Source organism: Albidovulum sediminis, from assembly GCF_025380365.1.
Classification (GTDB): domain Bacteria; phylum Pseudomonadota; class Alphaproteobacteria; order Rhodobacterales; family Rhodobacteraceae; genus Albidovulum; species Albidovulum sediminis.
The window spans coordinates 533,564-559,824 of record NZ_JAOCQF010000001.1 but is presented as its reverse complement, the minus strand read 5'-3'; the positions used below and the strand labels follow the sequence as shown (position 1 = coordinate 559,824).

Here is a 26,261-nt window from a genome sequence, read left to right as displayed (position 1 = left end):
TCCTTCCGGGGGGGGGGGTCAGCCGAAGATCTCGGCCGTCAGGCCGGCATACCAGCCGAAGCTTTCGGCATGGGTCAGGCGGCGGGTTTCGGCATCCTCGTCCGCCGCGCTGATGAAGCTTTCGGCGGCGGCGATGTGGTCCGCCGCGGGCTCATAGGCGCCGCCAACCTTGACGGAATCGTCCGGCGCCAGCGCCGACCAGCAGGTGTTGACGTAAAGCGCGGGCGGAACCGGCCGGCCACTCAGGTCGCCCAGGATCGCCGCCACCGCCACGCCCGCCTGCGAATGCGCGGCGACGGCGGACTTGGGCATCTCGGCGGCCTGCGCCGCGTCGCCCAGCACCCAGACATCCGCATCGTCCCGCGCGCGCATGCTGGCCGGGTCGATGGGCGCCCAGTCGCTGTCGTCGGTCAGCCCGGCAAGATCGGCGATGGCGCCCGCCTTCTGCGCGGGGATCACGTTGCAGACATCGACCTTCTGCGCCTCGCCCTCGATCAGCACCTCCATCGTGGCGGGGCGCACCTCCACGTCGGCGCCGCCGAATTCGGGGTTCACCCACTCTACCATGCCGTCGTAATGCTTCAGCCAGCCGTCCTCGAACAGTGTCTGCTTGGAAAAGCTGTCCTTGGGGTCGAGGATCATGATCTTCGCCGTCGGGTTCGTGGCGCGGAGCCGGTGCGCGACCATCGAGGCGCGTTCATAGGGCGCGGGCGGGCAGCGGTAGGGGTTGGGCGGCGCGATCATCACGAAAAGCCCGCCCTGGGGCATCGCGTCCACCATCCTGCGCAGGAGCAGGGTCTGCGGCCCGGCCTTGTAGGCGTGGGGCATCACCTCGGCGTCGGCCAGCGTCCAGCCCGGCACGGCGCCGTCGCGGAAGTCGATCCCCGGCGACAGGACGAGGCGGTCATAGGGCAGCACCGCGCCGCCCGCCAGCGTAACCGTCCGCGCGTCGCGGTCGACGCCGGTGGCGCGGTCATGGATGACCGTCACGCCCGCAGCCGTCAGGCCGTCGTAGCCGAATTGCAGGTTATCAAAGGGAAACAGGCCGCCGAGGTAGAGGTTGGAGAAGAAGCAGGTGGTGTAGACCGGGCTGGCCTCGACCAGCGTGACCTCGACCGCTTCGGCGGCGGAGAGCGCCAGATGGCGCGCCACGCTCGCCCCGCCCGCGCCGCCACCGATCACGACGACACGCGCGCGCGCCTGCCCGAAGGCGGCGGGCGCGGCCAGAAGGCCGACCGCCGATGCGCCGGCGGCGACAAGGGTCCTGCGGGTCAGGCGCATCGGTGATCCCCCTTGCACTCTTGCGGACGGGCGCGGGATGCGCCCGCCCCGTCAGGGCGCCAGTGTCGCCAGATAGGCGATGATGGCGGCGCGGTCCTCCTCCGACTTCAGGCCCGCGAAGGTCATCTTGGTGCCCTTCACGAAGGCCTTCGGGTTCTCGAGATAGGCCTTGAGCGCGGCCTCGTCCCAGGTCAGACCACCCGCCCCCGCCTCGGCCATCGCCTTGGAATAGCGGAAGCCCTCGAGAGTGCCCGCGGTGCGGCCCAGCACTCCGTTCAGGTGCGGGCCGGTGCCGTTCTTCGCCCCTTCGCCGACCTTGTGGCAGGCGGCGCATTTCTTGAACACCTTCTCCCCCGCCTCGACCAGCGCGGGATCGGCGGCGGCGGGTTCGCCCGCCACCTCGGCGGCGGGGTCTTCGGCCGCGGCCTCCACGGTCGCCGCTTCGGCAGGGACCGCCGCCGCGGTGGTGGTCAGCGCGGGCAGCGTCCCGGCCGGGCGGCCGTCGGGGTCTTCCGGCGTCACGTTCAGCTCGACCGCGCGCTTGGTCACCTTCACCTCGGGGCCGCAATCGGCCATGCAGGGTGCCGCGCTGAACAGCGGATATTCCGTCTCGGCCCGGTCGTCGGAGTAGAAGCCTTCCGCGTTCGGCAGCGCGACCTCGGTGAAATTCGCCCGCGTCAGGACGAAATCATCCTCGACCAGCCCGTTCGAGTAGAGAAGGAAGGCCGTGATCGCATAGGCCTCGTCGACGCTGACCGTCTGCGCCGCCCCGAAGGGCATGGAGCGATGGACATAGTCCCAGACCGTCGAGAGATGAGGCCAGTAGCTGCCGATGGTCTTGACCGGGCGGCGGTCGGTCAGCGTGCCCTCGCCGCCGGCAAGGACGGGCCAGCTGTCCAGCCCCTCGGCGAACTCGCCATGGCAGCTCGCGCACTTGTCGGCAAAGACCTCTTCCCCGGTCAGGACATCGCCCGACCCTTCGGGCAGGCCGGTGCCGTCGGGCAGCACCGCCACATCCCAGGCGGCAATCTCCTCGGGCAGCGCCGGGCGGCCAAGGCCCAGGCCTTCGGCCAGTGCCGGCCCGGCCATAAGACCGCCGGCAAGTGCCGCGGCGGCAAGACGCTCAGGCAACCTCGACATTCTCGACCTCCCCGTCCGGCTTCAGCCACCAGGTCTGGATGCCGTTGTTGTGATAGACGTTGTTGAGGCCGCGGATCGCGCGCAGCGCGTCCTTGGTCGGCTGCACGTAGCCGGTTTCATCGACCGCGCGGGATTGCAGCAGGAGTTCCGACCCGTCCCAGTCAATGTCGAGGTGGAAGCGCGTCAGCGCCTTCGGCTTCGCCTCGCCGGTGATGCGCGCCTCCTGCCAGTTGCGCCCCCCGTCGAGCGAGACATCGACCCGCGCGACCTTTCCGTGCCCCGACCAGGCGAGGCCAGTGATGACGAGCGGCCCCTTGCCGTGGCGCACCGGCGCCTGCGGCGAGGGTGAGGTGATGACCGATTTCGCGTCCATCACCCAGGTCCACTTGCGCGCGCGACCGTCGGGCATCAGGTCGGTGTATTTCGACGTCTCCTCGCGGCTTTCGACCGCCTGGTCGTAGACGCCGATGCGGCGCAGCCACTTCACCCACATGTTGCCTTCCCAGCCCGGCACCACCAACCGCGCCGGATAGCCGTGCTCCTTCCGGAGCGCCTCGCCGTTGGCGTAGAAGGCCACCATCACATCGTCCATCGCCTTCTCCATCGGGATCGAGCGGCCGTTCGACGAGGCGTCCGCCCCCTCGGCATAGATCCACTTGCCCTCGGGCTGCACCCCGGCCTCGGCCAGCAGGAGCCTGAGCGGAACGCCCACGTATTCCATGTTGTGGATCATGCCTTGCGTGAACTGGCAGCCCTCAAGCTGCGCCCCGCCCCATTCCATGCCGCCGTTGGCCGCGCATTCGCAGAACGCGACGAGCGAGGCGCGCGGGAAGCGCATCAGGTCCTCGAAGGTGAAGACGAGGGGCCGGTCGACCAGCCCGTTGATCATCAGCCGGTAATCGGCCTTGGACAGCTCGATCGCGCCCGAATGGTGGCGCTCGAAGGCGCAGCCCTGCGGGGTGATGGTGCCTTCGAGCGCGTGGATCGGCGTGAAGTTGATCGAGGAGACCGGGCTTTCGGTCAGCCATTCGACGTTGCGCCGGACCACGTGGCTTTCGAAGTGGATGGGCATCCCGTAGGGCGTCGCGTCCACCGCCTCGCCGAAGGAGGTGGCCCAGTCCTGCACCTCGGTGATCAGGGGATCGGGGCTTTCGGCGCGGGCGGCCGCACCGGCCAGCGCGCCGGCGCCAAGGGCGGCGCCGCCTTTCAGGAATGTCCGGCGCGAGGCGCCCGGAATGTCGTTGTCGGCGGGTTCGTCGGTCATGGCGAACGCTCCTTCCCTGGTCTCAGAGGCCGGTCACGCTGACCGAGGTGTTGGGGGACAGGCTGACGGTGCCGAGCTTGCGCACATGCGCCTCGACCACGTCCCAGATCTGCGGGCCTTCGGTGCCCTCGTTGACACTGGCCCAGCCGGCGACGGTGTAGGTCTTTGCCGCGTCGATCGCCTCTCCGGTGTCGGTCAGGGTCATGGCGCCGATGCGGCTGCCGATCGGCTGGGACACGTCGCAGGTAAACGCCATTCCGCCGACGCGCACCATGTCGCCGCCCTGCTGGTAATAGGGATCGGGGTTGAAGATGTTGTCGGCCACATCCTCGAGGATGGTCTTCAGCGTCTCGCCGGTCATCTCCGTGCGGTAGCAGGCGCCATAGGTCATCGAGGTGACGTTGTGGATGTCTTCCCGCGTGATCGCGTCGCCGGGCAGGAGCGAGGCGCCCCAGCGCACGCCGGGCGAGAGCGCGATCTGCGCGTCGCGCTCGTTGCGGATGGCGTCGCAGATCAGGTCGTCCCAGGTGCCCTGGAAGTTGCCGCGCCGGTAGAGCAGGCTCTCGGTCGTCCCGATCTTCTCCTCAAGCTCGGCCCTGAAGGGCGCGCGCTCGGCGTCGATCAGCGCGGCCATGTCCGGGTCCGGCGCGATCACGTCGGAGAAGATGGGGATCAGCTTGTGGCGGAAGCCCATCATCCGGCCGTCCCGCACGTCGAGATCGACGCGGCTGACGAACTTGCCGTGGCTGCCGCTGGCGATCAGGATGGTGTCGCCGACAAGGATCGGCTCGGGCACCGCGTCATGGGTGTGGCCCGACAGGATCACGTCGATGCCCTTGACGCGGCCGGCCATCTTGCGGTCGACGTCGAAGCCGTTGTGGCTGAGGCAGACCACCAGATCGACACCCGCCGCGCGCACCTCGTCCACCACTTCCTGCATCCGCTCCTCACGGATGCCGAAGGAGTATTCGGGGAACATCCAGCCGGGGTTCGCGATCGGCATGTAGGGGAAGGCCTGCCCGATGACAGCGATGCGCAACCCCGCCTTCTCGAAGATCCGGTAGGGCTCAAAGGCGGGTTCGTCCCACTCGACGTCGAAGATGTTGGCGCCGAGGAAGGGGAAGTTCAGCTGCGTCTCGACGATCTCCTTCACCCGCCCGGTGCCGTAGGTCCATTCCCAGTGGCTGGTCATCGCCTCGACGCCAAGCGCGTTCATCACGTTGACGCAGTCCTGCCCCTTAGTCATCAGCGAGGTGTAGGAGCCCTGCCAGGTGTCGCCGCCGTCCAGAAGGATCGAATCGGGCCGCGCCGCGCGGATCGCCTTGACCACAGTCGCCACCCGGTCCATGCCCCCCATCCGGCCATAGGTCTTGCCGAGGGCCGCGAAATCCTCATGGGTCAGCGCATAGGCCTCCGGGCTGCCGGGGGCGATGCCGAACATCTCCTGGAACGCGCGGCCCACCACATGCGGCGGCCGGCCCTTCGCCTCGCCCACGCCGATGTTCCACTCCGGCTCTCGGAACCAGACGGGTTTCAACTGGGCGTGGATGTCGGTAATGTGGATCAGCGTCAGGTTGCCGAAGTCGTCGAACTGCAGAAGCTGGTCCTGCGTCAGCGCCTGCTGCGCGGCGAGCCGCGACCAGTTGCCAAGGCCCGAGGCCCCGACGATGGCAGAGGCCGCCATGCCGGCCTGAAGGAATTCCCGCCGCGTGATCATGTATTTCTCCTTGCGGTCCGCACATGCGAAAGCCTGCGCGCCTGCGCATCGGACCGGCCGCCGGTTCTGCGAGGTCGTTGGGGGGGAAGGCCGCCGGCGGAACCGGCGGCCTTCGGTCGTTCAGTGCCGGACGCCGACGCCCTCGATCATCAGGCCGTTGCCGCGCGAGGCGACGTAAAGCTCCAGCGCCTTGAACTCGTCCGAACCGGCCTTGAAGGTCTCGGCCCGGGTATCGCGGACGCAGCCGACGAACCGCTGCTGGGCGGACACCAGGCCCGCGTCCTTCAGCCGGTAGACCGGAAAGCCCGAGATCTGCCCCTGACTGAGGTGGTCGGAGCGGATGTTGTAGCCCGCGTAGTCCTGATGGCAGTTGGAACAGGACATCTCCAGCTGCCCGAAGCGGGTGTAGTAGATCTCCTTGCCCTTTTCCCAGTATTCCGCGGCCGGGCCGTCGATGGCGACGTTCTGGATCTCGCCGCGCGACTGCATGGAGATGAGGGCAAGCATGTTCTTCATGTCGCCCGAGGTGGTGCCCCACTTCTCCAGCCCCATGCGCTCGGTCACGCAGGTGTTGACGTAGTCCTCCATGATCATCAGCTTGCCGGTCTTCTCGTCGACCCGCGGCATGACCGCGCGCAGCCCCTTCATGCTTTCCGGGCCTTCGTGGCAACCCGCACAGCTTTCGCCGTTCGCGCCGATCGCGGCGTTCCATTTCTCCTGCCCGAGGTCGACGAAGACCATGCCGGGGTTGTCGAAATCGTCCCGCTGCATGTCGCGCGTGTCGGTGTCGCGGAAATGCCAGCCCGAATAGATCGTATCGAACGCGTCCTTCAGGTGATCGGGCGCGGGCGCCGTCGTCGTCAGCGTGATCGTGCCGTCCTCGGTCGTGACTTCCAGCGTGTCGTCCACCGGATCGGCACCGGCCGCGCCCGCAAGGGCGATCCCGAACGCCGCTGCTGCGACAAGGCGTGTGGTTCTGCGTTGCATTGCGTCTCCTCCCCGACGTGTTGCGCGGCGCTCAGGCGATCGCGATCGGCTTGACGTCCTCGTAGACGGAGCCGTCATCGTCGTACCAGGTGAACTTGAACTCGCCCGCCGCATCGACCTTCGCGTCGAACTCGAAATACGGGTTGGTCGAGATCGCGGGTTCCAGCGTCACGTCGACGACGTTCACGCCGTTCAGGTCGCAGGTGAAGCGGTTGATGATCGAGCGCGGGATGAGGTTGCCGTCCTTGTCCTTGCGCTGGCCCGATTCCATGTTGTGGCTGATCAGGGCCTTGATCGTGACGACCTCGCCGGCGGCCGCCGACTTCGGAACCTTCACGCGGGGTTTTGCGTCTTTTGCCATGTTTCTCGCTCCTGATCCTCAGCCGCCGCAGCCGCCGATGGTAACCTTGATGGTGGCCGAAGCCTGCACGATCGACCCGTCGGCCATCTTCGCCATCGCGATCACGTCCTGCGTCTTGGCCAGGCGGATGCGGGTGGCGGCGCGCTGGCTGCCGGCGGCCGGCCCGAAGGTGAAGGTCGCCACCGCCGGTTCCGGGTTCCCCGTCGCCAAGAGCATGATCGCCGTCGCGCCGGGGGCGTTGACTTCGACCGGAACGGTGTTGCCGTTCTCGGCGATCTCGGGCGCGGTCAGGGTGATCCCGCCCTCGCCCGCCGTGGCCCCGCCGGTGAAGGCGGCGGTCAGTTCCTCGACCGTCGCGGCCATGCCGGCGCCGGGAAGCGCCAGCGCGGCCATGCCGCCAAGTCCGACCCGGATGGCATCGCGTCTGGAAATCCTCATGGTCATCTCCTTGAAATCCTCTGGCCCGTCATGTCCCGCCCCTCACTCCTTCAGCGTGAGCAGGTAGGCCACCACGTCCTCGATCTGTTGCGCCGTCAGGATCGGCGGCAGGTCTTCCGGCGCGGCCTTGCCCGTGTAGGCGTCGCCCGGCCGCACGAAGCCCGCGGTCTTGTAGAAGGCGGGCATGAAGGTGCCATCGAAGGTCATCTTCGCGTTGGCGACGATGCCGCGCAGCTGGCCCTCGTCATAACGGTCTGCCACCCCGTCGAGCGCCGGGGCGATGTTGCCCTGGAACGGCACGTCGGGCAGCGCCGCGATCTGGTGGCAGGCCACGCAGTTGCCCTGCGCGTTCGTGGTCATCACCTTGACGCCGGCCGCCGGATCACCGGCCGCACCGCTCAAGGACGCGGCCACCGCGCCCTCCACATAGCTTACCTCACCCGGCGCGGTTTCGGCGGTTGCCGGCACTGTTGCCGCCAGAGCCACCCAGGACGCGAGCCAAAGCCGGCTTGTCATAGCGATCCTCCCTGATCTCTCCCTGCCCTGAAGACTAGACGCCATCGGCATCGGCAGGCAACAAAAATATATGCATCTGTGAATATTCCTATATATGCTGATCAATCAGGCGCCTAGCCGCCGGAATTCACGCGCGAGGCCAGGAATTTCTGGAAATGCTCGCCGCTTTCGTAGCCGTGGTCGCGCACCCAGACGAGCAGCGCCTCGGTGGTTCCCTTGCCGAAGGCGCCCGGCATCATCGCCACCGCCGAATCGGCGGCGGTCTGCCCCTCGGGCACCTCTTCGGGCAGGAAGATCAGCGTCGGCGTGAACATCGCGCCCCAGCGTGCCGCCATGTCCTTTTCGGGCAGGACGGTGCCGTCGAAGTCGGTGACCTCCACATCGCCGAAAAGGTTCATCTGCACCACGAAGTAGTGATCGCGGATCAGCCGGTCGATGGCAGGATCGGGGAACACCTCCTCGTGCATCCTTGTGCAGTAGATGCAGCCGCGCTGCTCGATGATGACCATCAGGCGCTTGCCCTCGGCATTCGCCTCGGCCAGATCCTCGCGCAGGTCCTTGAAGGTTTCCCGCAGCCAGTCGGGCTTGTGCAGGCCGTCGTCGCCCAGTTCGACGGCCGCGACCGGGGTCGCGGCGAGCATCAGGGCCGCGGCAAGGGTGCGAAGGGGCTTCATGGCAGTGCTCCTTTCAGGTGACGGTGGCCGACCAGTCGAAATTGCGGATCATCCAGTCGGCGATCAGGTTGACGCTGTCGGTGGCGATGAGGACGCCGAAGACGATGAGCAGTATCCCCGTCGCCGTCTCGACGTGGCGCACGATGGCGCGGTGCCGCCCCAGCCACGACAGGAACGGGCCGGCGAAGGCCGAGGCGAGGACGAAGGGCGAGGTCATCGCCAGCCCGAAGACCAGCAGAAGCGCGCCGCCGCGCCAGACCTCTCCCATGCCCCCCGCGATCATCAGGATTGCGGCGAGCGCGGGGCCCACGCAGGGCGTCCAGCCGAAGCCGAAGGCAAGGCCGAGGACGTAGGCCCCCGCAAGCGTGGTGGGGCGCCGGTCGGACTGCAACCGCGCCTCGCGGTAGAACAGCCCGATCCGCAGGATGCCGAGGAAATGCAGCCCGAAGAGGATCAGCACCGCCGCCGCGGCCCAGGACAGCGTGTCCATCCAGGCCGCAAGCCCGCGGCCAACGCCCGTCGCGGCCAGTCCGAGGAGCATGAAGATCGTGGTCACGCCAAGAGCGAAGGCAACCGTGCGCAGGACCAGCCGCCGCCGCGCCGCGGGCGCGATCCCGCCCGAGGCCCCAAGCTCGGAGACCGAGACCCCGGCCAGATAGGACAGGTAGAAGGGCACCATCGGCAGCACGCAGGGCGAAAAGAAGGCCAGGAACCCGGCCAGGAGCGCACCGCCAAAGGAAATCTCGATCATGTCGTGGTCCCGCCCGGTGACGCTTGCCTGCGCGATCAGGTTACATTAGAATATTTATATGTTAATATGATCTGTCAACATGGCTCTTCGCGCGACCCTTGCCCTCCTGCTTGCGATGCTGCCCGCGGCGACGGCCCGCGCGGCGGGGCTGGAGCTTCTGATGTTCGAACAGCCGGGCTGTCTCTACTGCGCCCGCTGGAACGCGGAAGTCGCCCCGGAATACCCGCTGACAGCCGAGGGGCGGGCCGCGCCGCTCAGGCGGCTCGACCTGCATTCTGCCCTGCCCGCGGGTATCACGCTGGCGGCGCATCCCGTATTCACCCCGACCTTCGTCGTCGTCGCGGACGGGGTCGAGGCCGGGCGTCTCGAAGGCTACCCGGGCGAGGATTTCTTCTGGCCGCTTCTGGGCTCCCTGCTGCGCGGGGCCGGGGCATCGCCCCTCGACTAGCGGCGGCCGGGCGCGTTGCGACCCGATGACAGCAATCGCGGGCTTGCCCAAACCGGCGCGCCCCGGCATGAAAGGGAAGCAGCAGGGGGAACCACGGGCTTGGGCGAGGAGCGCATGATAGCCACGCCGCAGGGCGGAGCGGACGACCTGGCCGCCCTCGTCGGCAGGGCGCAGGAGGCCGCGACCTTCCTCAAGGCGCTGGGGCATGACGGGCGCCTGACCATCCTGTGCCACCTCAAGAGCGGCCCGAAAAGCGTGACCGAGCTTGAAAACCTCCTGTCCTCGCGGCAGGCTGTGGTCAGCCAGCAGCTTGCGCGCCTGCGGCTGGAGGGGCTGGTCAGCGCCCGCCGTGAGGGGCAGGCGATCTTCTACTCGATCCTCGATCCGAAGGTGTCCGAGATGGTCAATCTTCTGTCACGGCTGTTCTGCGAACCGGACTGACGGCAGGCCGGACGGAAGCAAGGGAGGAAGCGCGATGGAATCCATGCCGTTCGGCCTGATGGCAGCCCTTGTCGGGCTGGTGGGCGGGGTTGTCCTTGGCCTTGCCGCGCGGCTGGGGGATTTCTGCACGCTCGGCGCGCTGGAAAGCGCGATCTACGGCCGCGATCAGAGCCGGATGCGGCTTTGGGGCATCGTCCTCGGCACGGCCATCCTCGGCACGCAGGCGGGCACGATGGCGGGCTGGATCGACATCGGCGGCAGCATCTATCACGCCATCGCCTGGAACCCGCTCGCCTCGGTCGTGGGCGGACTTGTCTTCGGCTACGGGATGGCGATGGCGGGCAACTGCGGCTTCGGGGCACTGGTGCGCTTTGGCGGCGGCGACCTGCGTTCGCTCGTGGTCGTCGTGGTGATGGGCATCTTCGGCTTCATCGCGCTTTCCGGGCCGCTGGCCCCGCTCCGCGTCGCGCTTTTCCCGCAGCCCGAGGCGCTGGAGCCGCAGGGCGTGGTGCACGATCTGGCGACCCTTGGCATACCCGCCGCCGTCACCGTCGCCGCGACGGCGCTTCTTGCGCTGGCCTGGGCGCTTTCCTACCCGCCCCTGCGGGCGCGGCCGCGGATGATCGCCTGGGGTGTCGCGGCGGGGCTGGCCGTCGTCTGGTGCTTTGCCGGCACAAGCTGGCTGGCCGAGGCGAGCCTGAACGAGGTCGCGGTCGAGGGCCCGTCCTTCACCGCGCCGGTCGGCCGGACGCTGATCTTCCTGATGACCTCGACCGCGGGCGGGATCACATTCTCGGTCGGCTCGGTGGTGGGGGTCATGGCCGGGGCGCTGGCGGGCTCGATGATCCGCGGGCTTTTCCAGTGGGAAGCCTGCGAAGACCCGCGAGAGCTGGGCCGGCAGGTGGGCGGGGCCGCGCTGATGGGCATAGGCGGCGTGCTCGCCATGGGCTGCTCGGTCGGACAGGGCCTGACCGCGACCGCCGCGCTGGCCTGGTCGGGGCCGGTGACGCTGGCCGCAATCGCGGTCGGCGCCTGGATCGGACTGCGCCAACTGATCGGCGGCTTCCAGCCCGAGTAACCCGGCCAATTTGACCGGCCCGCCGTTCAGGCGGCGGCAGCCTCCGTCGGCGCGTCCTTGGCGCCGGTCATGAACGCGACCGCGTCCGACATCGAGTGATCGCCCGGCCGGATCACGCACAACCTGCGGCCCAGACGGTGGATGTGGATGCGGTCGGCGACCTCGAACACGTGCGGCATGTTGTGGCTGATCAGGATGATCGGAATACCCCGCGCGCGCACGTCGCGGATCAGGTCCAGCACCCGGCGGCTTTCCTTGACGCCAAGGGCAGCCGTCGGCTCGTCGAGGATCACCACTTTCGAGCCGAAGGCCGCCGCACGCGCGACCGCCACCCCCTGGCGCTGGCCGCCCGAGAGCGTTTCGACCGCCTGGTTGATGCTCTGGATCGTCATCAGCCCCAGTTCGGTCAGCTTTTCGCGCGCGAACTTCTCCATCGCCGGGCGGTCAAGCTGGCGGAACAGGCTGCCCATGATGCCGGGCTTCCGGATCTCGCGCCCCATGAACATGTTGTCCGCGATCGACAGCGCGGGCGACATGGCCAGCGTCTGGTAGACGGTCTCGATCCCCGCCCCCCGCGCCTCGAGCGGGCTGGCGAAGGACACCTTCCGCCCGTCGAGCCAGATCTCGCCCTCGTCCGGGGTCACCGCGCCGGATACGGCCTTGATCAGCGTCGACTTGCCCGCGCCGTTGTCGCCTATCACGGCAAGGATTTCCCCCGGCATCAGGTCGAAGTCGCAGTGGTCGAGGGCCACGACCCGGCCGTAGCGCTTGACGAGATTGCGGGCTTTCAGGATCGGTTCCATCACGCAGCCACCTTTCTGATCCACTGGTCCACGGCGACGGCGGCAATGATCAGCGCGCCGATGAGGAAGAAGGTCCATTGCGGGTCGGTGCCGACAAGGCGCAGGCCCATCTCGAAGACGCCGACGATGAGCGCCCCGAAGAACATGCCGAGGATCGAGCCGCGCCCGCCGAAAAGCGAGATGCCCCCGATCACCACGGCGGTGATCGACTGGATGTTGCCCAACTGGCCGGTCGAGGCGGTGGGCGAGACCGAGCCGAAGCGGCCGATCATGACCCAGCCCGCGATGGCGCAGAAAAGCCCGGCGAGCGCGTAGACCTGGATGAGGACGCGATCGGTCCGCACCCCGGCAAGCTTGGCCGCCTCGGCGTCGTCGCCAACGGCGTAGACATGGCGCCCCCAGGCGGTGTGGCGCAGCACGTAGGACATGACCAGCACCAGCGCGATCATCAGGAACACGGCGTAAAGCACCTTGACCCCGCCCGGCTGGATCGCTCCGCCCCAGAACTGCAGCAGCGGCGCCTGTGTCGCGATGTCCTGGCTGCGGATCGTCTCGTTGGCCGAGAAGATGAAGTTGGAGGACAGCAGGATCTGCCAGGTGCCGAGCGTGACGATGAAGGGAGGCAGCCTGAGCCGCGCGATGAGATAGCCGTTCATCGCCCCCATCGCGGTGCCGAGCGCGAGGCCAAGCACCACCGCCGCCGGCGCGGGCAGGCCGTAGCGGAAGCTGAGCTGCCCCATCAGCACCGAGGAAAAGACCGCGATGGCGCCCACCGACAGGTCGATGCCCGCGGTCAGGATGACGATCGTCTGCGCGCAGCCGAGGATGCCGACGATGGCGATCTGCTGGAGGATCGTCGACATCGTCGCGGCCTTGAAGAAATTCTCCGACAGGATGGCGAAGACCACGACCGAAGCCACAAGCACGATCATCGGCACCGCCGAGGGCGTCTGGTGCAGCCAGTGCTGGACACGCTTCAGCGCGCTCTTGCGCTCGTGAAACTCGGCGACCTTCTCCGAGGCGCCTTTCAGCCCCTCCTCGAAACCCGTCCCGGCGTCCTGTTGCGCGGCCATCTCCGCCCTCCCCTGTCCAGATATCGGTACCTGAGAAAAAGGGCGGCGCGCGGGCCGCCCCTTTCCATCATCATGCGACGTCCTTGCCGTGGGTCAACCCCAGCAGAGTTCGGTGCCCTTGGCGGTGTCGATGGACTCGACGCCCTCGACCGGCTTGTCGGTGACAAGCGCCACGCCGGTGTCGAAGAAGTCCTTGCCTTCGGTAGGCGCAGGCTTCGACCCGTCCTTGATGAAGGCCGCGATCGCCTCGATCCCCTTCGAAGCCATCAGCAGCGGGTATTGCTGCGAGGTCGCGCCGATGATCCCGTCCTTGACGTTCGCGACGCCCGGGCAGCCGCCGTCGACCGACACGATGAGCGTGGAGCCTTCCTTGCCGACCGCCTTCAGTGCCTCGTAGGCGCCCGCGGCCGAGGGTTCGTTGATGGTGTAGACGACGTTGATGTCGGGGTCCTTGGCCAGAAGCGCCTCCATGGCCTTCAGCCCGCCTTCCTCGTTGCCCGCGGTCACCTCGTTGCCGACGATGCGCGGATCGGTCTCGTCACCCCATTTGTTCGGGTCGCCGAGGTCGATGCCCATGCCTTGCAGGAAGCCCTGGTCGCGCAGCACGTCCACCGAGGGCTGCGAGATGGCGAGGTCGAGAAGCGCGATCTTGGCGTTCGCCGCATCGGCGCCGAGCGTGGCGTTCGCCCACTGGCCGATCAGGAGCCCGGCCTGGAAGTTGTCGGTGGCGAAGGTCGCGTCCGCCGCATCGATCGGGTCGAGCGGCGTGTCGAGCGCGATCACCAGCACGCCGGCGTCGCGCGCGGCCTTCACGGAGTCGACGATCGCCTTGGTGTCGGACGCCGTCAGCAGGATGCCCTTGGCGCCGTCGGCCACGCAGGCCTCGATCGCCGCAACCTGGCTTTCATGGTCACCGTCGATCTTGCCGGCGTAGGTCTTCAACTCGATGCCAAGCTCGGCCGCCTTGGCCGCGGCACCTTCCTTCATCTTGACGAAGAAGGGGTTGGTGTCGGTCTTGGTGATCAGGCAGGCGCTGTCGGCCGAAGCGGCCGAGGCGGCACCGATCAGAAGCGCGCCGACCGCGGCGCCCGTCAGAAATTTCGTCATGTCATCCTCCCGTGGATCGAACGTGGCGGGCCCCTGCCCCGATCCGCTTTCCGGACCATTCGTCACTGGCCTGCCCCGCCTCGAGATATGGGCCGAGTCGGGGGTCCCTGTCAATAAATAAATAAACTTGATTTATTAATTAACATCGTCAAACTTGACCTCGCCGAAGCAACCGGTCAGGCACGGGCCATGGACGCCACCACCATCCGCGACCCCATGGGGGGCGCCAACCAGTCCGGGATCCGCGATCACAACGAAAGGCTTGTCCTTTCGCTGATCCAGCGGCATGGCGGCCTGCCCAGCGCCGAGATCGCGCGCCGCTCCAACCTGTCGGCGCAGACCGTGTCGATCATCATCCGCGCGCTTGAAAAGGACGGTTTGCTGGTGCGCGGCGAACCGATTCGCGGCAAGGTCGGCAAACCCTCGATCCCGATGACGCTCAGGCCCGACGGGGTGCTCTCCCTCGGCCTGAACATCGGCAGGAAAAGCATCGACCTTGTCCTCATCGACCTTGTCGGCACCATCCGGGCGCAGATCAAGCGGACCTATCCCTACCCCACCCCGGCGGTGCTGACCGCCTTCCTGCGCGACCATTTCGAGGCGATCCTGTCGGGGCTGTCCGCCGACGAACGCCGCCGCGTGGCTGGAATCGGCGTGGCAGAACCGTTCGAACTCTGGAACTGGCTCGACGTTGTCCACGCCCCGAAGGAAGACATGCTGCTCTGGCGTGACTTCGACGTGGCCGCGGCCGTCGCCGCGATCACCGGGCTGCCGGTGACGATCAAGAACGACGCCACCGCCGCCTGCACCGCCGAACACGTCTTCGGCCGCGGGCGCGAGTTCGCCGACTACGCCTATTTCTTCATCGGCTCCTTCATCGGCGGCGGCGTGGTGCTGAACGATACCGTCTATGCCGGCCGCACCGGCAACGCCGGCGCCTTCGGCTCGATCCCGGTGGCGACGGAGACGGGCGCGCAGCAACTGATCCACCACGCCTCGCTCTATCTCCTCGAACGCCGGCTGGAACGGTCGGGCCTCGACCCCTCGCTGATCTGGCGCCCGGACGCCGACTGGTCCGCCTTTGGCCCCCCGCTCGACGATTGGCTCGACCACACCGCCCGCCACCTTGCCCTCGGCGCCGTGGCGGTGTCGTCGGTGATCGACTTCGAGACGGTGATCATCGACGCCAACTGCCCCGACGCGGTGCGCGCCGCCATCGTCGCGCGTACGCGCGCGGCCCTGCGCACCATTGATACCCAGGGCATCGGCGAACCCGTCATCACCGAGGCCGCCGTCGGCCGCAACGCCCGCGCCATCGGCGCCGCGGCGCTGCCGGTGATTGAACGCTACCTGCTGGCGCAACCGCTGTTCGGCTAGCCCCCGTCGCGCCGGAAGGTCAGGTAGTGCGGCACCCGCCCCTCGCGCAGCGCCTTCTGCTCGTATCGGGTGGAGATCCAGTCCGGCCAGGGCGTGCCGCCCTCGGCCTCCAGCCGGAAGCCGGCCCGCGGCACCTCCTCAAGCGTCTGGCGCACGTAGTCGGGAATGTCGGTCGCGACGCGGAACTCCGCCCCCGGCGCCATCACCCGGGCCAGCGGGTCCAGATGTTCGGCGGTCACGAAGCGGCGGCGGTGGTGGCGACGCTTCGGCCAGGGGTCGGGGTAGTTGAGGAAGGCGCGCGCCACCGAGGCCGCGGGCAGCACCTCCATCACGTCGCGCGCGTCGCCCGGATAGACCGCGAGGTTCTCCACCCCCGCCGTCCGTATCTTGCCCAGAAGCATCGCCACGCCGTTGACGAAGGGCTCGCAGCCGATGATCCCCACCTGCGGATAGCGCGCCGCCATGTGGACCATGTGCTCGCCGCCGCCGAATCCCACCTCGAGCCAGACCGGCCGGGCGTCGCCAAAGATCGCGGCCGGGTCGATCGGCAGGCGGTCGGGGTTTTCTTCCCGCGCCACTCCGGAAGGGCGGAGCGTCGCCAGATCCTCCGACAGGTAGGTCTTCTGGCTGGGCCTCAGCGTCTTGCCGTGGCGGCGGCCGTAGAAGTTGCGCCACTCGGGCTGGGGGAGCACGGGATCGGTCATCGGCACCTTCGCGCAGGGATGCGGCGACCTAGCGGGCGCCGGCGCGGCCGTCAAGCCGGGGATGCGGCGCTCAGCCCCGGCCGCGATAGGGCGCCACCCCCTGATCGGGGATCCATACCCCCGCGGGGGGCGCGCCGGTCTGCCAGAAGACGTCGATCGGAATTCCCCCGCGCGGATACCAATAGGCACCAATGCGCAACCATTCGGGATCGAGCAGTGCCACCAGGCGCTTGGCGATGTCGATGGTGCAATCCTCGTGGAACGCGCCGTGGTTGCGGAAGGAATGCAGGTAGAGCTTCAGGCTCTTGCTTTCGACCAGCCAGTCGCGCGGAATATAGTCGATCACGATATGGGCGCAGTCGGGCTGCCCGGTCATCGGGCACATCGAGGTGAACTCGGGCGCCGTGAAGCGCACCGTGTATTGCGTTCCCGAGTGCCCGGCCGGCACGCGCTCCAGCAGCGCCTCCTCGGGTGAGGCCGGCATCTTCGTCTCCGACCCCAGCTGCGTCAGCCCCGAGACATCCGTCTTGGCCATGTCACCCCTCCGCAAAGGCCGCCCGCGAACGGCCTTTTCTTCGTTGCGCGAATATCCTGCGCGGGTCCGGGGGGAGAAAGCCCCCCCGCCCGCGCGCCGATCAGACCGCCTTCTTCAGCGCCTCGGTCAGGTCGGTGCGTTCCCAGCTGAAGCCGCCGTCGGCCTCCGGCGCGCGACCGAAGTGGCCATAGGCCGCCGTGCGCTGGTAGATCGGCCGGTCAAGGCCCAGATGCGTGCGGATGCCGCGCGGGGTCAGGTCCATGACCTCGGCCACCGCCTTCTCGATCTGGGCGTCGGGAACCTGGCCGGTGCCATGGGTATCGACGTAGATCGACAGGGGCTTGGCCACACCGATGGCATAGGACAGCTGGAGCGTGCAGCGGTCGGCCAGCCCCGAGGCGACCACGTTCTTGGCCATGTAGCGGGCGGCATAGGCCGCCGAACGGTCCACCTTGGTCGGGTCCTTGCCCGAAAACGCCCCGCCGCCATGGGGGGCCGCCCCGCCGTAGGTGTCGACGATGATCTTGCGCCCGGTCAGCCCGGCGTCGCCGTCCGGACCCCCGATCACGAATGTGCCGGTCGGGTTCACGTGCCAGACGGTCTTCCTGGTGATCCAGCCGTCGGGCAGGACCGCGCGGATATAGGGCTCCACGATGCCGCGGATCACCTTCGAGGTCTGGCGCTTCGACGTGTGCTGGGTCGAGAGCACGATCGAGGTCACCTCGACCGGCTTTCCGTTTTCATAGCGCAGCGAGAGCTGGCTTTTCGCGTCCGGGCCCAGCGTCGGTTCGGCGCCCGACTTGCGCGCCTCGGCCAGGCGACGCAGGATCGCATGGGCATACTGGATCGGCGCCGGCATGAAGTCCGGCGTCTCGCGCGTGGCGTAGCCGAACATGATGCCCTGGTCGCCCGCGCCGTCGCGATCCACCCCTTGCGCGATATGCGCCGACTGCTCGTGCAGGTAGTTGTGGACCTTGATCTTGTCCCAGTGGAACTTCTTCTGCTCGTAGCCGATGTCCCTGACGCAGGCGCGCACGATCCCGTCGATACGCTCCATCATCGCCTTGGTCTTTTCCTTGCTGGACAGCCCCACCTCGCCGCCGACGACCACGCGGTTCGTCGTGGCGAAGGTCTCGCAGGCAACGCGGGCATTCGGCTCCTCGGCCAGGAAGGCGTCGAGGACGGCATCGGAAATGCGGTCGCAGACCTTGTCCGGGTGGCCCTCCGACACGGATTCGGAGGTGAAGACATAATTCTGACGGGACATGAAGTGCTCCATTGGGGTTACCCCGTCACGCCAGGAAGCCGTTGTGACGGTACGACGAGATTGACTATCCGGACCATGGCCCGTGGTCAACGGCCAAATCGCCGCCGCGCAACCGGAAGCAGAAGGCCGGCAAGAATAAGGATCGCGATCGGCCCGTCGCCCGTCCGGGCGTAAGGCGGGCGCGGGCGCGCGGGAGGCACCAAGATGTCGAGCGTGCCCACGCTGTTCAGCGGGATGGTGGCGACGACCCGCCCCGCGGCGTCGATCACGCCCGAGACCCCGGTATTGGCGACGCGCACCACCGGCAGGCCCTGTTCGATGGCGCGCAACCGCGTCTGGGCGAGGTGCTGGTAGGGGCCGGAGACATCCCCGAACCAGCCGTCGTTGGTGATCTGGAGGATCCAGTCGGCGCGGCCCTTGGCCCGGTTCAGGTCCTGGGGAAAGATCGCCTCGTAGCAGATCAGCGGCAGCACATGCCCCGCCCGCCCGAGGTCGAGCGTGCGCAGACCCCCGCCCGGCGTGTATCCGAACCCCTCCTGCGCGGCGAAGGCGCGGATGCCGAAGGGCACCAGAAGGTCGCCGAAGGGGATGTATTCCCCGAACGGCACCAGATGCGCCTTGTCGTGCAGCGCCACGACCTCGCCCGCGCCGTCGAGCGCGACGAGGCTGTTGAAATAGCGCGAGCCCTCGGCGCGCTGGATGCCGGTCACGATCGGCACCCCGCCCGAGGCCGCCGCCATCTGCCGGAACAGCGCAGAGGAATCCTCCAGCAGGTAGGGCACCGCGGTTTCCGGCCAGATGATCAGGTCCAGCGGCGCCTCGGCGGGTTCGGCCGTCTGCGTCATCTGACGCTCGAGGAAGACGCGCCACATCTCGCCCTGCCATTTCAGCGACTGCTCGGCATTGGGCTGGACAAGGCGCACGCGGACGGGTCGCTCGGGCGCGGGGCTCTCGGCGCTCAGACGCGCATCGCCGGCGACCCAGACCAGGCCCAGGGCCGCCAGGGCCACCGCAGAAGCCCGGACCTGCCCCGCACGGTCGCGCCCCAGCGCCGGCAGCGCCGCCGCCAGCGTGGTCATCAGCGACAGGCCGACCGGGCCGATCAGGGCGGCGGCCTGCGCCACCGGCGTGTCGATCCAGACATGCCCCAGCAGCGCCCAGGGAAACCCGGTCAGAACGTAGCCGCGCAAGAGGTCGCCGAGCGCCAGCCCGAGGGCAAAGCCCGCCGCCCGCCCGGCCCGCGACCGGCCAATTCCCGCCACCCAGCCGGCCAGCCCCCAGAAAAGCGCCATCCCCGTGCACATGAAGAAAAGGGCGAAAGGGGCCATCCAGCCGTGGATTTCCGGCTCCACCAGGAACGGCTCGACGATCCAGAAGAGCGACAGCGCGAAATAGCCCGTGCCTGCCGCCCAGGCGAGCCAGAGGCGCTCTGCGCGCCGCTCCTCCGCCGCGACCGCCCCGGTCAGGACGACAAGCGCGGGGAGCGAAAGCCACCACAGGCCGAAGGGGGCCTGCCCCGCGGCCACGCCGGCGCCGAGCAGGGCCATCGCGCCCAACCGGCGCAGGCCGGGCCGGCCCGCGCGGGCGAAGGCGCGGATCAGCGGCACTTCAGCCCCGGGATTTCGGCAGCCGCACGCGCAGCCGCTTGATCCGGCGCGGATCGGCGTCCACCACCTCGAACTCCGCCCCGCTTTCGTGCGGCACGACCTCGCCCCGCGCGGGGATGCGCCCGGTCAGCATGAAGACAAGGCCGCCCAGCGTGTCGATCTCCTCGCCCTCTTCCTCGTCGGCAAGCTTCATGCCGATCTCTGCCTCGAACTCCTCAAGCGGCGCGCGCGCCTGCACCAGGTACTGCCCCGGCTTCTCCTGCGTCCAGAGCCCCGATTCGGAGGTGTCGTGTTCGTCCTCGATCTCGCCGATCACCGTCTCGATCAGGTCCTCGATGGTCACGAGACCGTCGACGCCGCCGTATTCGTCGATGACAAGCGCCATGTGGATCCGCTCGCTCTGCATCTTCTGGAGAAGCACGCCGATCGGCATCGAGGGCGGCGCATAGAGCAGCGGCCGCAACAGTTTCCTGAGCGAGAACTTCGGTTTCGCATCCGAAAACGCCTGTTGCAGCGCTAGGTCCTTGAGGTGGATGATGCCGAGCGGGCTGTCCAGCGTGCCCTTGAACACCGGCAGGCGCGAAAAGCCGCTGTCGCGGAACTTCGCGACAAGATCGGTCAGGCTGATCGTGACCGGGACCGCCACGATCTCGACCTTGGGAATCGCCACGTCGTCGACGCGCAACCGGCGCAGGTTCGCAATCCCCGGCAACGCGGGAAGTGCGGCCGGCGTTTCGCCCTTTGTGGTGGCGGGGCCTTCGTCCTTGTCGGGTTCCGAAGGGGTGAGGGCGCTGAAGATCCGGCCGAAAAAGCCCTTCTGCGCGCTACTGTCTGCGGGGTCGTCAGCGCTGTCTGCGAACTGCGACCCGTCTGCGGATTCGCCCATCTGTCCTTTCCGAATTGCAGGGCCATCCGGCCCCGGCTCACTCATATGGGTTCGAGAGCCCCATGGCTTCAAGTATGCGGACTTCCGTCCGCTCCATCAATGCGGCATCGCCATCGCGAACGTGATCGTATCCCAGAAGGTGCAGCGTCCCGTGAACGACAAGATGGGTGACATGGTCGCGCAGGGGTTTGCCCTGTTCTGCCGCCTCGCGTTCGCAGGTTTCCCAGGCGATGGCGATGTCGCCCAGTTCCTCGGGCATGCCGGCAGGCCCCGGCCGCGGCAGCGCGGGTCTTGCCCCGTCGGTGTCCGCCGCGCGTTCCTCCGAAGGCCAGGACAGCACGTTGGTCGGCTGCGGCTTGCCGCGGAAATCGGCGTTCAGATCGGCGATCCGGCGGTCGTCGCAACCCAGCAGGCTGATCTCGAACCCCTCGGCGGGCAGGCCCGCGGCGGCCAGCGTCGCGGCAGCCGCCGCCTCGGCCAGATCCTCCAGCCCGAACGCGGCCCAGCGCGCGTCCTCGATCAATGTGTCAACCAGCGGCTCCATCGTCGCGGTCATAGGCCTCGATGATGCGGGCGACAAGGGGATGGCGCACGACATCCTTGGCGGTGAAGTAGTTGAAGCTGACGCCCCTCACGCCCTCCAGAATGCGCTCGGCGTCGGCCAGGCCCGAGGCGGTGCCGCGCGGCAGGTCCACCTGCGTGCGGTCGCCGGTCACGACCATGCGCGAGCCCTCGCCCAGGCGGGTCAGGAACATCTTCATCTGCATGGTGGTGGCGTTCTGCGCCTCGTCGAGGACGACGAAGGCATTGGCGAGCGTCCGGCCGCGCATGAAGGCCAAGGGCGCGATCTCGATCCGCTTCTCCTCCATCAGCTTCTGCACCTGCTTGGCGGGCAGAAAGTCGTTCAGCGCGTCGTAAAGCGGCTGCATGTAGGGATCGACCTTCTCCTTCATGTCGCCGGGCAGGAAGCCCAGCCGCTCGCCCGCCTCGACGGCCGGGCGGCTGAGGATCATCTTGTCGACATGCCCGCCGATCAACATGGTCACACCCACGGCGACGGCGAGATAGGTCTTGCCGGTGCCCGCCGGTCCGATGCCGAAGGCAAGCTCGTGCTGGAATAGGTTCTTCACATAGGCCTTCTGCGCCTCGGTGCGCGGTTCGACCTGTTTCTTGCGGGTGCGGATCTCCATCCGCCCAGCGGCGAACATTTCGAGCTGTTCGTCAAGGCTTGGCGGATTGGGAATGCCCATGTCCCCCATCCGGATCGCCGCGTCGATCTCGCCCGCGTCGATGCCGCGCCCGGTTTCCAGTCGACCGTAAAGCGTTTGCAGCACCGCCGCCGCCCTGCCCCGCCCCTCGGCCCCGCCGACAACCGCGAGGTGATTGCCGCGTCGCAGGATGTGGACCCCCAACTGGTGTTCGATCTGGGCGAGGTTGCGGTCGAACTCGCCGCACAGGTCGATCAGAAGTCGATTGTCGGGAAACTCCAGAAGCGTCTCGTGCAGATCTTCCGGTCTCGGCGGGGGGGTCAAGGCAGAGATGCCCAAACGTGTCTCCTTGAGAGAGGGTCCATACAGAAATGGTGCCCCCCATTGGCGCGCCACGCAAGGGCTTGTGGCCTTGGATCGCGGACTGTTGCGCAAAAGCGATCAAGCCGGAGGCATGCCGGCCGCATATGCACCGCTTCATGCCCAATCGGCGGGATCTGCGGACTTTCGCGACGCCGATCAGGCCGCGGCAACCTCGCCAGCCAGGGAGTTCGGGGCGGAGGAAACGATTCTCACCCGCGCGATGGCTCCGGCGGGCAGGTCGGTCTTGACGTGCACGGCGTGCAGGTAATCGGACTTGCCCACCATCTGCCCCTTCAGCCGGCCCGCCTTCTCGAACAGGACCGAGACCTCGCGCCCGACCATCGCCTCTTGCGCGGCGCGCTGCTGCGAGGTGATCAGCGCCTGGAGCGTCTGGAGCCGCGCATCGGCGACATCGGCCGCGACAGGCGCCTTTTCCGCGGCCGGCGTGCCGGGGCGGGCGGAGTACTTGAACGAATAGGCCATGCCGTAGCCGACCGCCCGGATCAGGTCGAGCGTCGCGTCGAAATCCGCCTCCGTCTCGCCGGGGAAGCCGACGATGAAATCGCCCGACATCATCATGTCGGGGCGCGCGGCACGGATCTTCTCGATCAGGCGCAGGTAGTCGGCCGCCGTGTGCTTGCGCGCCATCGCCTTCAGGATGCGGTCGGACCCCGACTGCACCGGCAGGTGCAGATACGGCATCAGCTTTGCCTCCTCGCCATGCGCGGCGATCAGGTCGTCGGTCATGTCGTTGGGGTGCGAGGTCGTGTAGCGGATGCGCTCAAGCCCGTCGATCCGGGCCAACGCCCGCACCAGCCGCGCCAGCGACCAGTCGCCGCCGCCCGCATCGGCCGGCCCGGCGCCGTGATAGGCATTGACGTTCTGGCCCAGCAGCGTGATCTCGCGCACGCCCTTCTCCACCAGCCCCCGCGCCTCGGCGAGGATGCGCGCGGCCGGACGGCTGACCTCGGCTCCACGGGTGTAGGGCACCACGCAGAAGGCGCAGAACTTGTCGCAGCCCTCCTGCACGGTCAGGAAGGCGGTCGGGCGCACCGCCGCACGCGGGCGGTCGGGCAGGTGGTCGAACTTGTCCTCCTCGGGGAACTCGGTATCGACCGGCTTCTCTCCCCTGAGCGCCGCCTTCGCCATCGCCGGCAGGCGGTGGTAGCTTTGCGGGCCGACGACCAGATCGACCAGCGGCATCCGCCGCAGGATCTCGCCCCCCTCGGCCTGCGCGACGCAGCCGGCGACGCCGATCTTCAGGTCGGGCTTCGCCGCCTTCAGGGGCTTCAGCCGGCCCAGGTCGGAATAGACCTTCTCGGCCGCCTTCTCGCGGATGTGGCAGGTGTTCAGAAGCACCATGTCGGCCTCTTCGGCCACCTCGGTCGTGACATAGCCTTCCGCGCCCAGAGCCTCGGCCATGCGCTCGCTGTCGTAGACGTTCATCTGACAGCCGTAGGTCTTGATGAAAAGCTTCTTCGGTTCTGACATCGCGGGGGCCCCGGCGCTTCGGACCGGCGTTTCCTACAGCCAAAGCCCCCCGCCCGCAATGCCGGGCACCCCACGCGGGGGCTTGCAACGGCGCGCGGCATGCCGGAATCTGGCGCGCAAAGGCGGATCGGAGCATCATGATACCCCAGGGACTTGCCCATTTCCTGAACCGCGATCGCGCACTTCTGGCGCGCGGTCCGGTCGCGCTCCTCTTCGCGGAGGACGAGGTGGAACTGCCCTCGACCCTGCGCCACCACCTCGCCGCGGGCTTCCGGCAGGTGCTGGCCTTCCTGCCCGAGGGGATCGACCTGCCCGATGAATTCGCCGCGACCGTGCGGGCGATCCGCCATGACACCCGGGCCGAAGGCGCGGTGCCCGCGGCGGTGAACGCGGTCATCGACGCCGCCCCGCCGGGCACCTGGCTCTACTACGGCTACAACGCCGAATACCTTTTCTACCCCTTCGCCGAGACCCGCAGCGTGGGCGAGATGCTGACCTTCCACACCGAGGAACGGCGCGGCGCGATGCTCTGCACCGTCGTCGACCTCTACGCCGGCGATCTTGGCCGCGCGCCCTCGGGCGTGTCGGTCGAGGAGGCGATGTTCGACACCGCCGGCTACTACCCCCTGCCGCGCTGGGACGAGGAGACCGAGGTCGAGCAGGAACGTCAGGTCGACCTTTTCGGCGGGCTGAAGTGGCGCTTCGAGGAACATGTGCCCTGGACGCGGCGGCGCATCGACCGGATCGCGCTCTTCCGCACCGAACCGGGCCTCAGGCTCCTGCCCGACCACCGGCTGTCGGTCGAGGAAATGAACACCTTCGCCTGCCCGTGGCACCACAACCTGACCGCCGCCATCGCCTCGTTCCGCACCGCCAAGGCGTTGCGGCGCAACCCGGCCTCGCGCCACGCGGTCACGGGATTTGTCTGGCCGCGCTCGGCCCGCTTCGAATGGCGGGCGCAGCAACTGATGGACGCGGGATTGATGGAGCCGGGGCAATGGTTCTGAGGAAAGGGGCATCCGCATGCGGATAAGAGCCGGCGAATGGATGGTCCTGGCCTTCACGCTGGCCTATGCGGCCGGTTTCGGGGCCTGGTTCCTGTCGATCGGCAACCACGAGTTCATCTGGTATCTCGTCACCATGGCCGGCCTGATCGCGCTGGTGGGCGCGACGATCCGGCGGGCGGAGTTTCCGCCTGCGCTCCTCTGGGCGCTGTCGCTCTGGGGGCTGGCGCACATGGCCGGCGGCGGCGTTCCGGTGGATGGGTCGGTGCTTTACAACCTGACCGTCCTGCCGCTTGGCGGCAGCGGCGAGATGCGGTTGCTCAAGTACGACCAGGTCGTCCACGCCTACGGCTTCGGCACCACCGCCTGGCTGCTCTGGCACCTGATGCAGCGCAACCACCCCGGCACGGCGCGCGGCTGGACGCTGCCGGTCTATTCCGCACTGGGGGCGATGGGGCTCGGTTCGGTGAACGAGATCATCGAGTTCGTCGCCGTCCTCGGCATCGCCGACACCAACGTCGGCGGCTACTACAACACCGCGCTCGATCTGGTCTTCAACGCGCTGGGGGCGACGCTTGCGGCCGTGATACTGGCCCTGAGGCACCCGCGCTGATCAGCGCCGCCTGAGCCGGATCACGACATCCACCCGAGAAACCTCCCCGCCCTGCGGCGCCGTGGGCAGGCGCGCGATCTCAAGCTCCTCTTTCGGGGCGTCGACAAGCTGCGAGGTCTCTTCCCAGAAGAAATGCGGGTGATCGTCCAGCCGCGTGTCGAAATAGCTGCGCGACCCGTCGACTGTAATCTCGGCCATCAGCCCCGCCTCGCAGAAGGCGCGGAGCGTGTTGTAGACGGTGGCCAGAGATACCCCCTCGCCGGCCTGACGGGCCGAGGCGTGCAGGCTTTCGGCCGTCACGTGCCGGTGCTCTCCGTCGCCGACCAGCAGCGTCGCCAGCGCAAGGCGCTGCCGCGTGGGCCTCAGCCCCGCATCGGCCAGCCAGCTTTCCGCACGCGCGACCGCGATATCGTCCATTCGCCGCTCCCGTCCTCGACTGCCTCCATTTAGACCGACAGGCATGCGAATTTCAATCATTCCAGACGGGAACCGGCGCATCGCCCCTGTCCAGCGACCTTGCATGGCCTTGCGCGGCGGTGCTAGAGGGGTTGGAAACATGGATCGGACAGGGACTTGACCGGATGTCACCATACCCGAGGAGCTTCGGTCGCGAAGACCTGCTGAAATGCGCGCGCGGAGAGCTGTTCGGGCCGGGCAACGCGCAACTGCCCGAACCGCCGATGCTGATGATGGACCGCATCACCGACATCTCGGAAGACGGCGGGCTGCACGGCAAGGGCCATGTGGTGGCCGAATTCGACATCCGCCCCGACCTGTGGTTCTTCGCCTGCCACTTCCCCGGCAACCCGATCATGCCCGGCTGCCTCGGCCTTGACGGGCTCTGGCAGCTGACCGGCTTCAACCTCGGCTGGCGCGGCTGGGAGGGGCGCGGCTACGCGCTCGGCGTGGGCGAGGTCAAGCTGACCGGCATGGTCCGCCCCGACCGCAAGATGCTGACCTACAAGGTCGATTTCACCAAGGCGATCCAGACCCGGCGGCTGACCATGGGCGTGGCCGACGGCATCGTCGAGGCGGACGGAGAGGTCATCTACCAGGTCAAGGACATGAAGGTGGCGCTCAGCGCCAACTGAGCGCGGCCGGCCCGCGCGCGACTTGCCCGCGGGTCA

Annotated in this window: 29 protein-coding genes and 1 riboswitch; of the genes, 7 read left to right on the top strand and 22 right to left on the bottom strand. The window is 68.1% G+C overall.

Features of this window, described 5'->3' with window-relative positions:
• Window positions 1-18: 18 nt before the first annotated feature.
• The 10 genes from N5I32_RS02760 to N5I32_RS02715 form a co-directional block, all read right to left on the bottom strand.
• Window positions 19-1,281, bottom strand: coding sequence for an NAD(P)/FAD-dependent oxidoreductase (locus N5I32_RS02760; RefSeq protein WP_261493860.1), 1,263 nt, complete (start codon window positions 1,279-1,281; stop codon window positions 19-21).
• 51 nt (window positions 1,282-1,332) lie between these two features.
• Window positions 1,333-2,421: a c-type cytochrome gene (locus tag N5I32_RS02755; protein ID WP_261493859.1), complete on the bottom strand. Its 1,089-nt coding sequence runs from the start codon at window positions 2,419-2,421 to the stop codon at window positions 1,333-1,335.
• Window positions 2,405-3,685: a sulfite dehydrogenase gene (gene soxC, locus N5I32_RS02750; protein WP_261493858.1), complete on the bottom strand. Its 1,281-nt coding sequence runs from the start codon at window positions 3,683-3,685 to the stop codon at window positions 2,405-2,407. The genes N5I32_RS02755 and soxC overlap by 17 nt, the downstream gene beginning before the upstream one ends.
• 22 nt (window positions 3,686-3,707) lie before the next feature.
• Window positions 3,708-5,402: a thiosulfohydrolase SoxB gene (gene soxB, locus N5I32_RS02745; RefSeq protein ID WP_261493857.1), complete on the bottom strand. Its 1,695-nt coding sequence runs from the start codon at window positions 5,400-5,402 to the stop codon at window positions 3,708-3,710.
• Between the two features lie 120 nt (window positions 5,403-5,522).
• Window positions 5,523-6,389 carry a sulfur oxidation c-type cytochrome SoxA gene (gene soxA, locus N5I32_RS02740; RefSeq protein WP_261493856.1) on the bottom strand — a complete coding sequence of 289 codons (867 nt, stop codon included), beginning with the start codon at window positions 6,387-6,389 and terminating at the stop codon, window positions 5,523-5,525.
• Between the two features lie 31 nt (window positions 6,390-6,420).
• On the bottom strand, window positions 6,421-6,750 hold the full coding sequence (gene soxZ, locus N5I32_RS02735; protein WP_261493855.1) for a thiosulfate oxidation carrier complex protein SoxZ: 330 nt from the start codon (window positions 6,748-6,750) through the stop codon (window positions 6,421-6,423).
• 18 nt (window positions 6,751-6,768) lie between these two features.
• The gene (gene soxY, locus N5I32_RS02730; protein ID WP_261493854.1) at window positions 6,769-7,188 is read right to left on the bottom strand and encodes a thiosulfate oxidation carrier protein SoxY; all 420 of its coding nucleotides are present in this window, start codon (window positions 7,186-7,188) and stop codon (window positions 6,769-6,771) included.
• Window positions 7,189-7,230: 42 nt separating this feature from the next.
• A complete protein-coding gene (gene soxX, locus N5I32_RS02725) occupies window positions 7,231-7,704 on the bottom strand; it encodes a sulfur oxidation c-type cytochrome SoxX (RefSeq protein ID WP_261493853.1) in 474 nt (157 codons plus the stop codon).
• 113 nt (window positions 7,705-7,817) lie between these two features.
• Window positions 7,818-8,378, bottom strand: coding sequence for a SoxW family protein (locus tag N5I32_RS02720; RefSeq protein WP_261493852.1), 561 nt, complete (start codon window positions 8,376-8,378; stop codon window positions 7,818-7,820).
• A 13-nt stretch (window positions 8,379-8,391) separates the two neighbouring features.
• On the bottom strand, window positions 8,392-9,129 hold the full coding sequence (locus N5I32_RS02715) for a cytochrome c biogenesis CcdA family protein (protein WP_261493851.1): 738 nt from the start codon (window positions 9,127-9,129) through the stop codon (window positions 8,392-8,394).
• A gap of 79 nt (window positions 9,130-9,208) precedes the next feature.
• Between N5I32_RS02715 and N5I32_RS02710 the strand changes: the two genes are divergently transcribed.
• From N5I32_RS02710 to N5I32_RS02700, 3 genes are all read left to right on the top strand, one after another.
• Window positions 9,209-9,577, top strand: a complete 369-nt coding sequence (locus N5I32_RS02710) for a thioredoxin domain-containing protein (RefSeq protein WP_261493850.1) — start codon at window positions 9,209-9,211, stop codon at window positions 9,575-9,577.
• Between the two features lie 114 nt (window positions 9,578-9,691).
• Window positions 9,692-10,018 carry an ArsR/SmtB family transcription factor gene (locus N5I32_RS02705; RefSeq protein WP_261493849.1) on the top strand — a complete coding sequence of 109 codons (327 nt, stop codon included), beginning with the start codon at window positions 9,692-9,694 and terminating at the stop codon, window positions 10,016-10,018.
• A gap of 34 nt (window positions 10,019-10,052) precedes the next feature.
• Entirely contained in the window at window positions 10,053-11,096 is a 1,044-nt protein-coding gene (locus tag N5I32_RS02700) for a YeeE/YedE family protein (RefSeq protein WP_261493848.1), read from the top strand.
• A gap of 26 nt (window positions 11,097-11,122) precedes the next feature.
• On the opposite strand, the gene N5I32_RS02695 is transcribed toward N5I32_RS02700, so the two are convergent.
• From N5I32_RS02695 to N5I32_RS02685, 3 genes are all read right to left on the bottom strand, one after another.
• Window positions 11,123-11,899, bottom strand: coding sequence for an ATP-binding cassette domain-containing protein (locus tag N5I32_RS02695; RefSeq protein WP_261493847.1), 777 nt, complete (start codon window positions 11,897-11,899; stop codon window positions 11,123-11,125).
• On the bottom strand, window positions 11,899-12,972 hold the full coding sequence (locus N5I32_RS02690; RefSeq protein WP_261493846.1) for an ABC transporter permease: 1,074 nt from the start codon (window positions 12,970-12,972) through the stop codon (window positions 11,899-11,901). Before N5I32_RS02690 ends, N5I32_RS02695 begins: the two co-directional genes overlap by 1 nt.
• A 93-nt stretch (window positions 12,973-13,065) precedes the next feature.
• On the bottom strand, window positions 13,066-14,079 hold the full coding sequence (locus N5I32_RS02685) for a sugar ABC transporter substrate-binding protein (protein ID WP_261493845.1): 1,014 nt from the start codon (window positions 14,077-14,079) through the stop codon (window positions 13,066-13,068).
• A 189-nt stretch (window positions 14,080-14,268) separates the two neighbouring features.
• Here N5I32_RS02685 and N5I32_RS02680 point away from each other — a divergent pair, with 189 nt between their 5' ends.
• Complete coding sequence (locus N5I32_RS02680; protein ID WP_261493844.1) at window positions 14,269-15,456, top strand: ROK family transcriptional regulator; 1,188 nt, start codon at window positions 14,269-14,271, stop codon at window positions 15,454-15,456.
• Here N5I32_RS02680 and trmB read toward each other — a convergent pair.
• From trmB to miaB, 8 genes are all read right to left on the bottom strand, one after another.
• Window positions 15,453-16,160: a tRNA (guanine(46)-N(7))-methyltransferase TrmB gene (gene trmB, locus N5I32_RS02675; protein WP_261493843.1), complete on the bottom strand. Its 708-nt coding sequence runs from the start codon at window positions 16,158-16,160 to the stop codon at window positions 15,453-15,455. The genes N5I32_RS02680 and trmB overlap by 4 nt on opposite strands.
• A 70-nt stretch (window positions 16,161-16,230) precedes the next feature.
• Window positions 16,231-16,695 (bottom strand): preQ(1) synthase, encoded by a 465-nt coding sequence (gene queF, locus N5I32_RS02670; protein WP_261493842.1) that lies wholly within the window; start codon window positions 16,693-16,695, stop codon window positions 16,231-16,233.
• A 100-nt stretch (window positions 16,696-16,795) separates the two neighbouring features.
• A complete protein-coding gene (gene metK, locus N5I32_RS02665; protein WP_261493841.1) occupies window positions 16,796-17,962 on the bottom strand; it encodes a methionine adenosyltransferase in 1,167 nt (388 codons plus the stop codon).
• 4 nt (window positions 17,963-17,966) lie between these two features.
• Window positions 17,967-18,015: riboswitch (SAM-SAH riboswitch) on the bottom strand.
• A gap of 33 nt (window positions 18,016-18,048) precedes the next feature.
• Window positions 18,049-19,569 carry an apolipoprotein N-acyltransferase gene (lnt, locus tag N5I32_RS02660; RefSeq protein ID WP_261493840.1) on the bottom strand — a complete coding sequence of 507 codons (1,521 nt, stop codon included), beginning with the start codon at window positions 19,567-19,569 and terminating at the stop codon, window positions 18,049-18,051.
• A 1-nt stretch (window position 19,570) separates the two neighbouring features.
• Window positions 19,571-20,455 carry a hemolysin family protein gene (locus N5I32_RS02655; RefSeq protein ID WP_261493839.1) on the bottom strand — a complete coding sequence of 295 codons (885 nt, stop codon included), beginning with the start codon at window positions 20,453-20,455 and terminating at the stop codon, window positions 19,571-19,573.
• A 37-nt stretch (window positions 20,456-20,492) separates the two neighbouring features.
• Window positions 20,493-20,999, bottom strand: a complete 507-nt coding sequence (ybeY, locus tag N5I32_RS02650; protein WP_261493838.1) for an rRNA maturation RNase YbeY — start codon at window positions 20,997-20,999, stop codon at window positions 20,493-20,495.
• The gene (locus N5I32_RS02645; protein WP_261493837.1) at window positions 20,983-22,002 is read right to left on the bottom strand and encodes a PhoH family protein; all 1,020 of its coding nucleotides are present in this window, start codon (window positions 22,000-22,002) and stop codon (window positions 20,983-20,985) included. Before N5I32_RS02645 ends, ybeY begins: the two co-directional genes overlap by 17 nt.
• Window positions 22,003-22,182: 180 nt before the next feature.
• Window positions 22,183-23,517, bottom strand: a complete 1,335-nt coding sequence (gene miaB, locus N5I32_RS02640) for a tRNA (N6-isopentenyl adenosine(37)-C2)-methylthiotransferase MiaB (RefSeq protein WP_261493836.1) — start codon at window positions 23,515-23,517, stop codon at window positions 22,183-22,185.
• 137 nt (window positions 23,518-23,654) lie between these two features.
• On the opposite strand from miaB, the gene N5I32_RS02635 reads away from it, so the two are divergent.
• Together N5I32_RS02635 and N5I32_RS02630 are read left to right on the top strand one after the other, a co-directional pair.
• Window positions 23,655-24,524, top strand: a complete 870-nt coding sequence (locus N5I32_RS02635) for a glycosyltransferase family 2 protein (RefSeq protein ID WP_261493835.1) — start codon at window positions 23,655-23,657, stop codon at window positions 24,522-24,524.
• 16 nt (window positions 24,525-24,540) lie between these two features.
• Window positions 24,541-25,134: a DUF2238 domain-containing protein gene (locus N5I32_RS02630; RefSeq protein ID WP_261493834.1), complete on the top strand. Its 594-nt coding sequence runs from the start codon at window positions 24,541-24,543 to the stop codon at window positions 25,132-25,134.
• On the opposite strand, the gene irrA is transcribed toward N5I32_RS02630, so the two are convergent.
• Window positions 25,135-25,551, bottom strand: coding sequence for an iron response transcriptional regulator IrrA (irrA, locus tag N5I32_RS02625; RefSeq protein ID WP_261493833.1), 417 nt, complete (start codon window positions 25,549-25,551; stop codon window positions 25,135-25,137).
• A 164-nt stretch (window positions 25,552-25,715) separates the two neighbouring features.
• Between irrA and fabA the strand changes: the two genes are divergently transcribed.
• The gene (fabA, locus tag N5I32_RS02620; RefSeq protein ID WP_261493832.1) at window positions 25,716-26,225 is read left to right on the top strand and encodes a bifunctional 3-hydroxydecanoyl-ACP dehydratase/trans-2-decenoyl-ACP isomerase; all 510 of its coding nucleotides are present in this window, start codon (window positions 25,716-25,718) and stop codon (window positions 26,223-26,225) included.
• The last annotated feature ends 36 nt before the right edge of the window (window positions 26,226-26,261 follow it).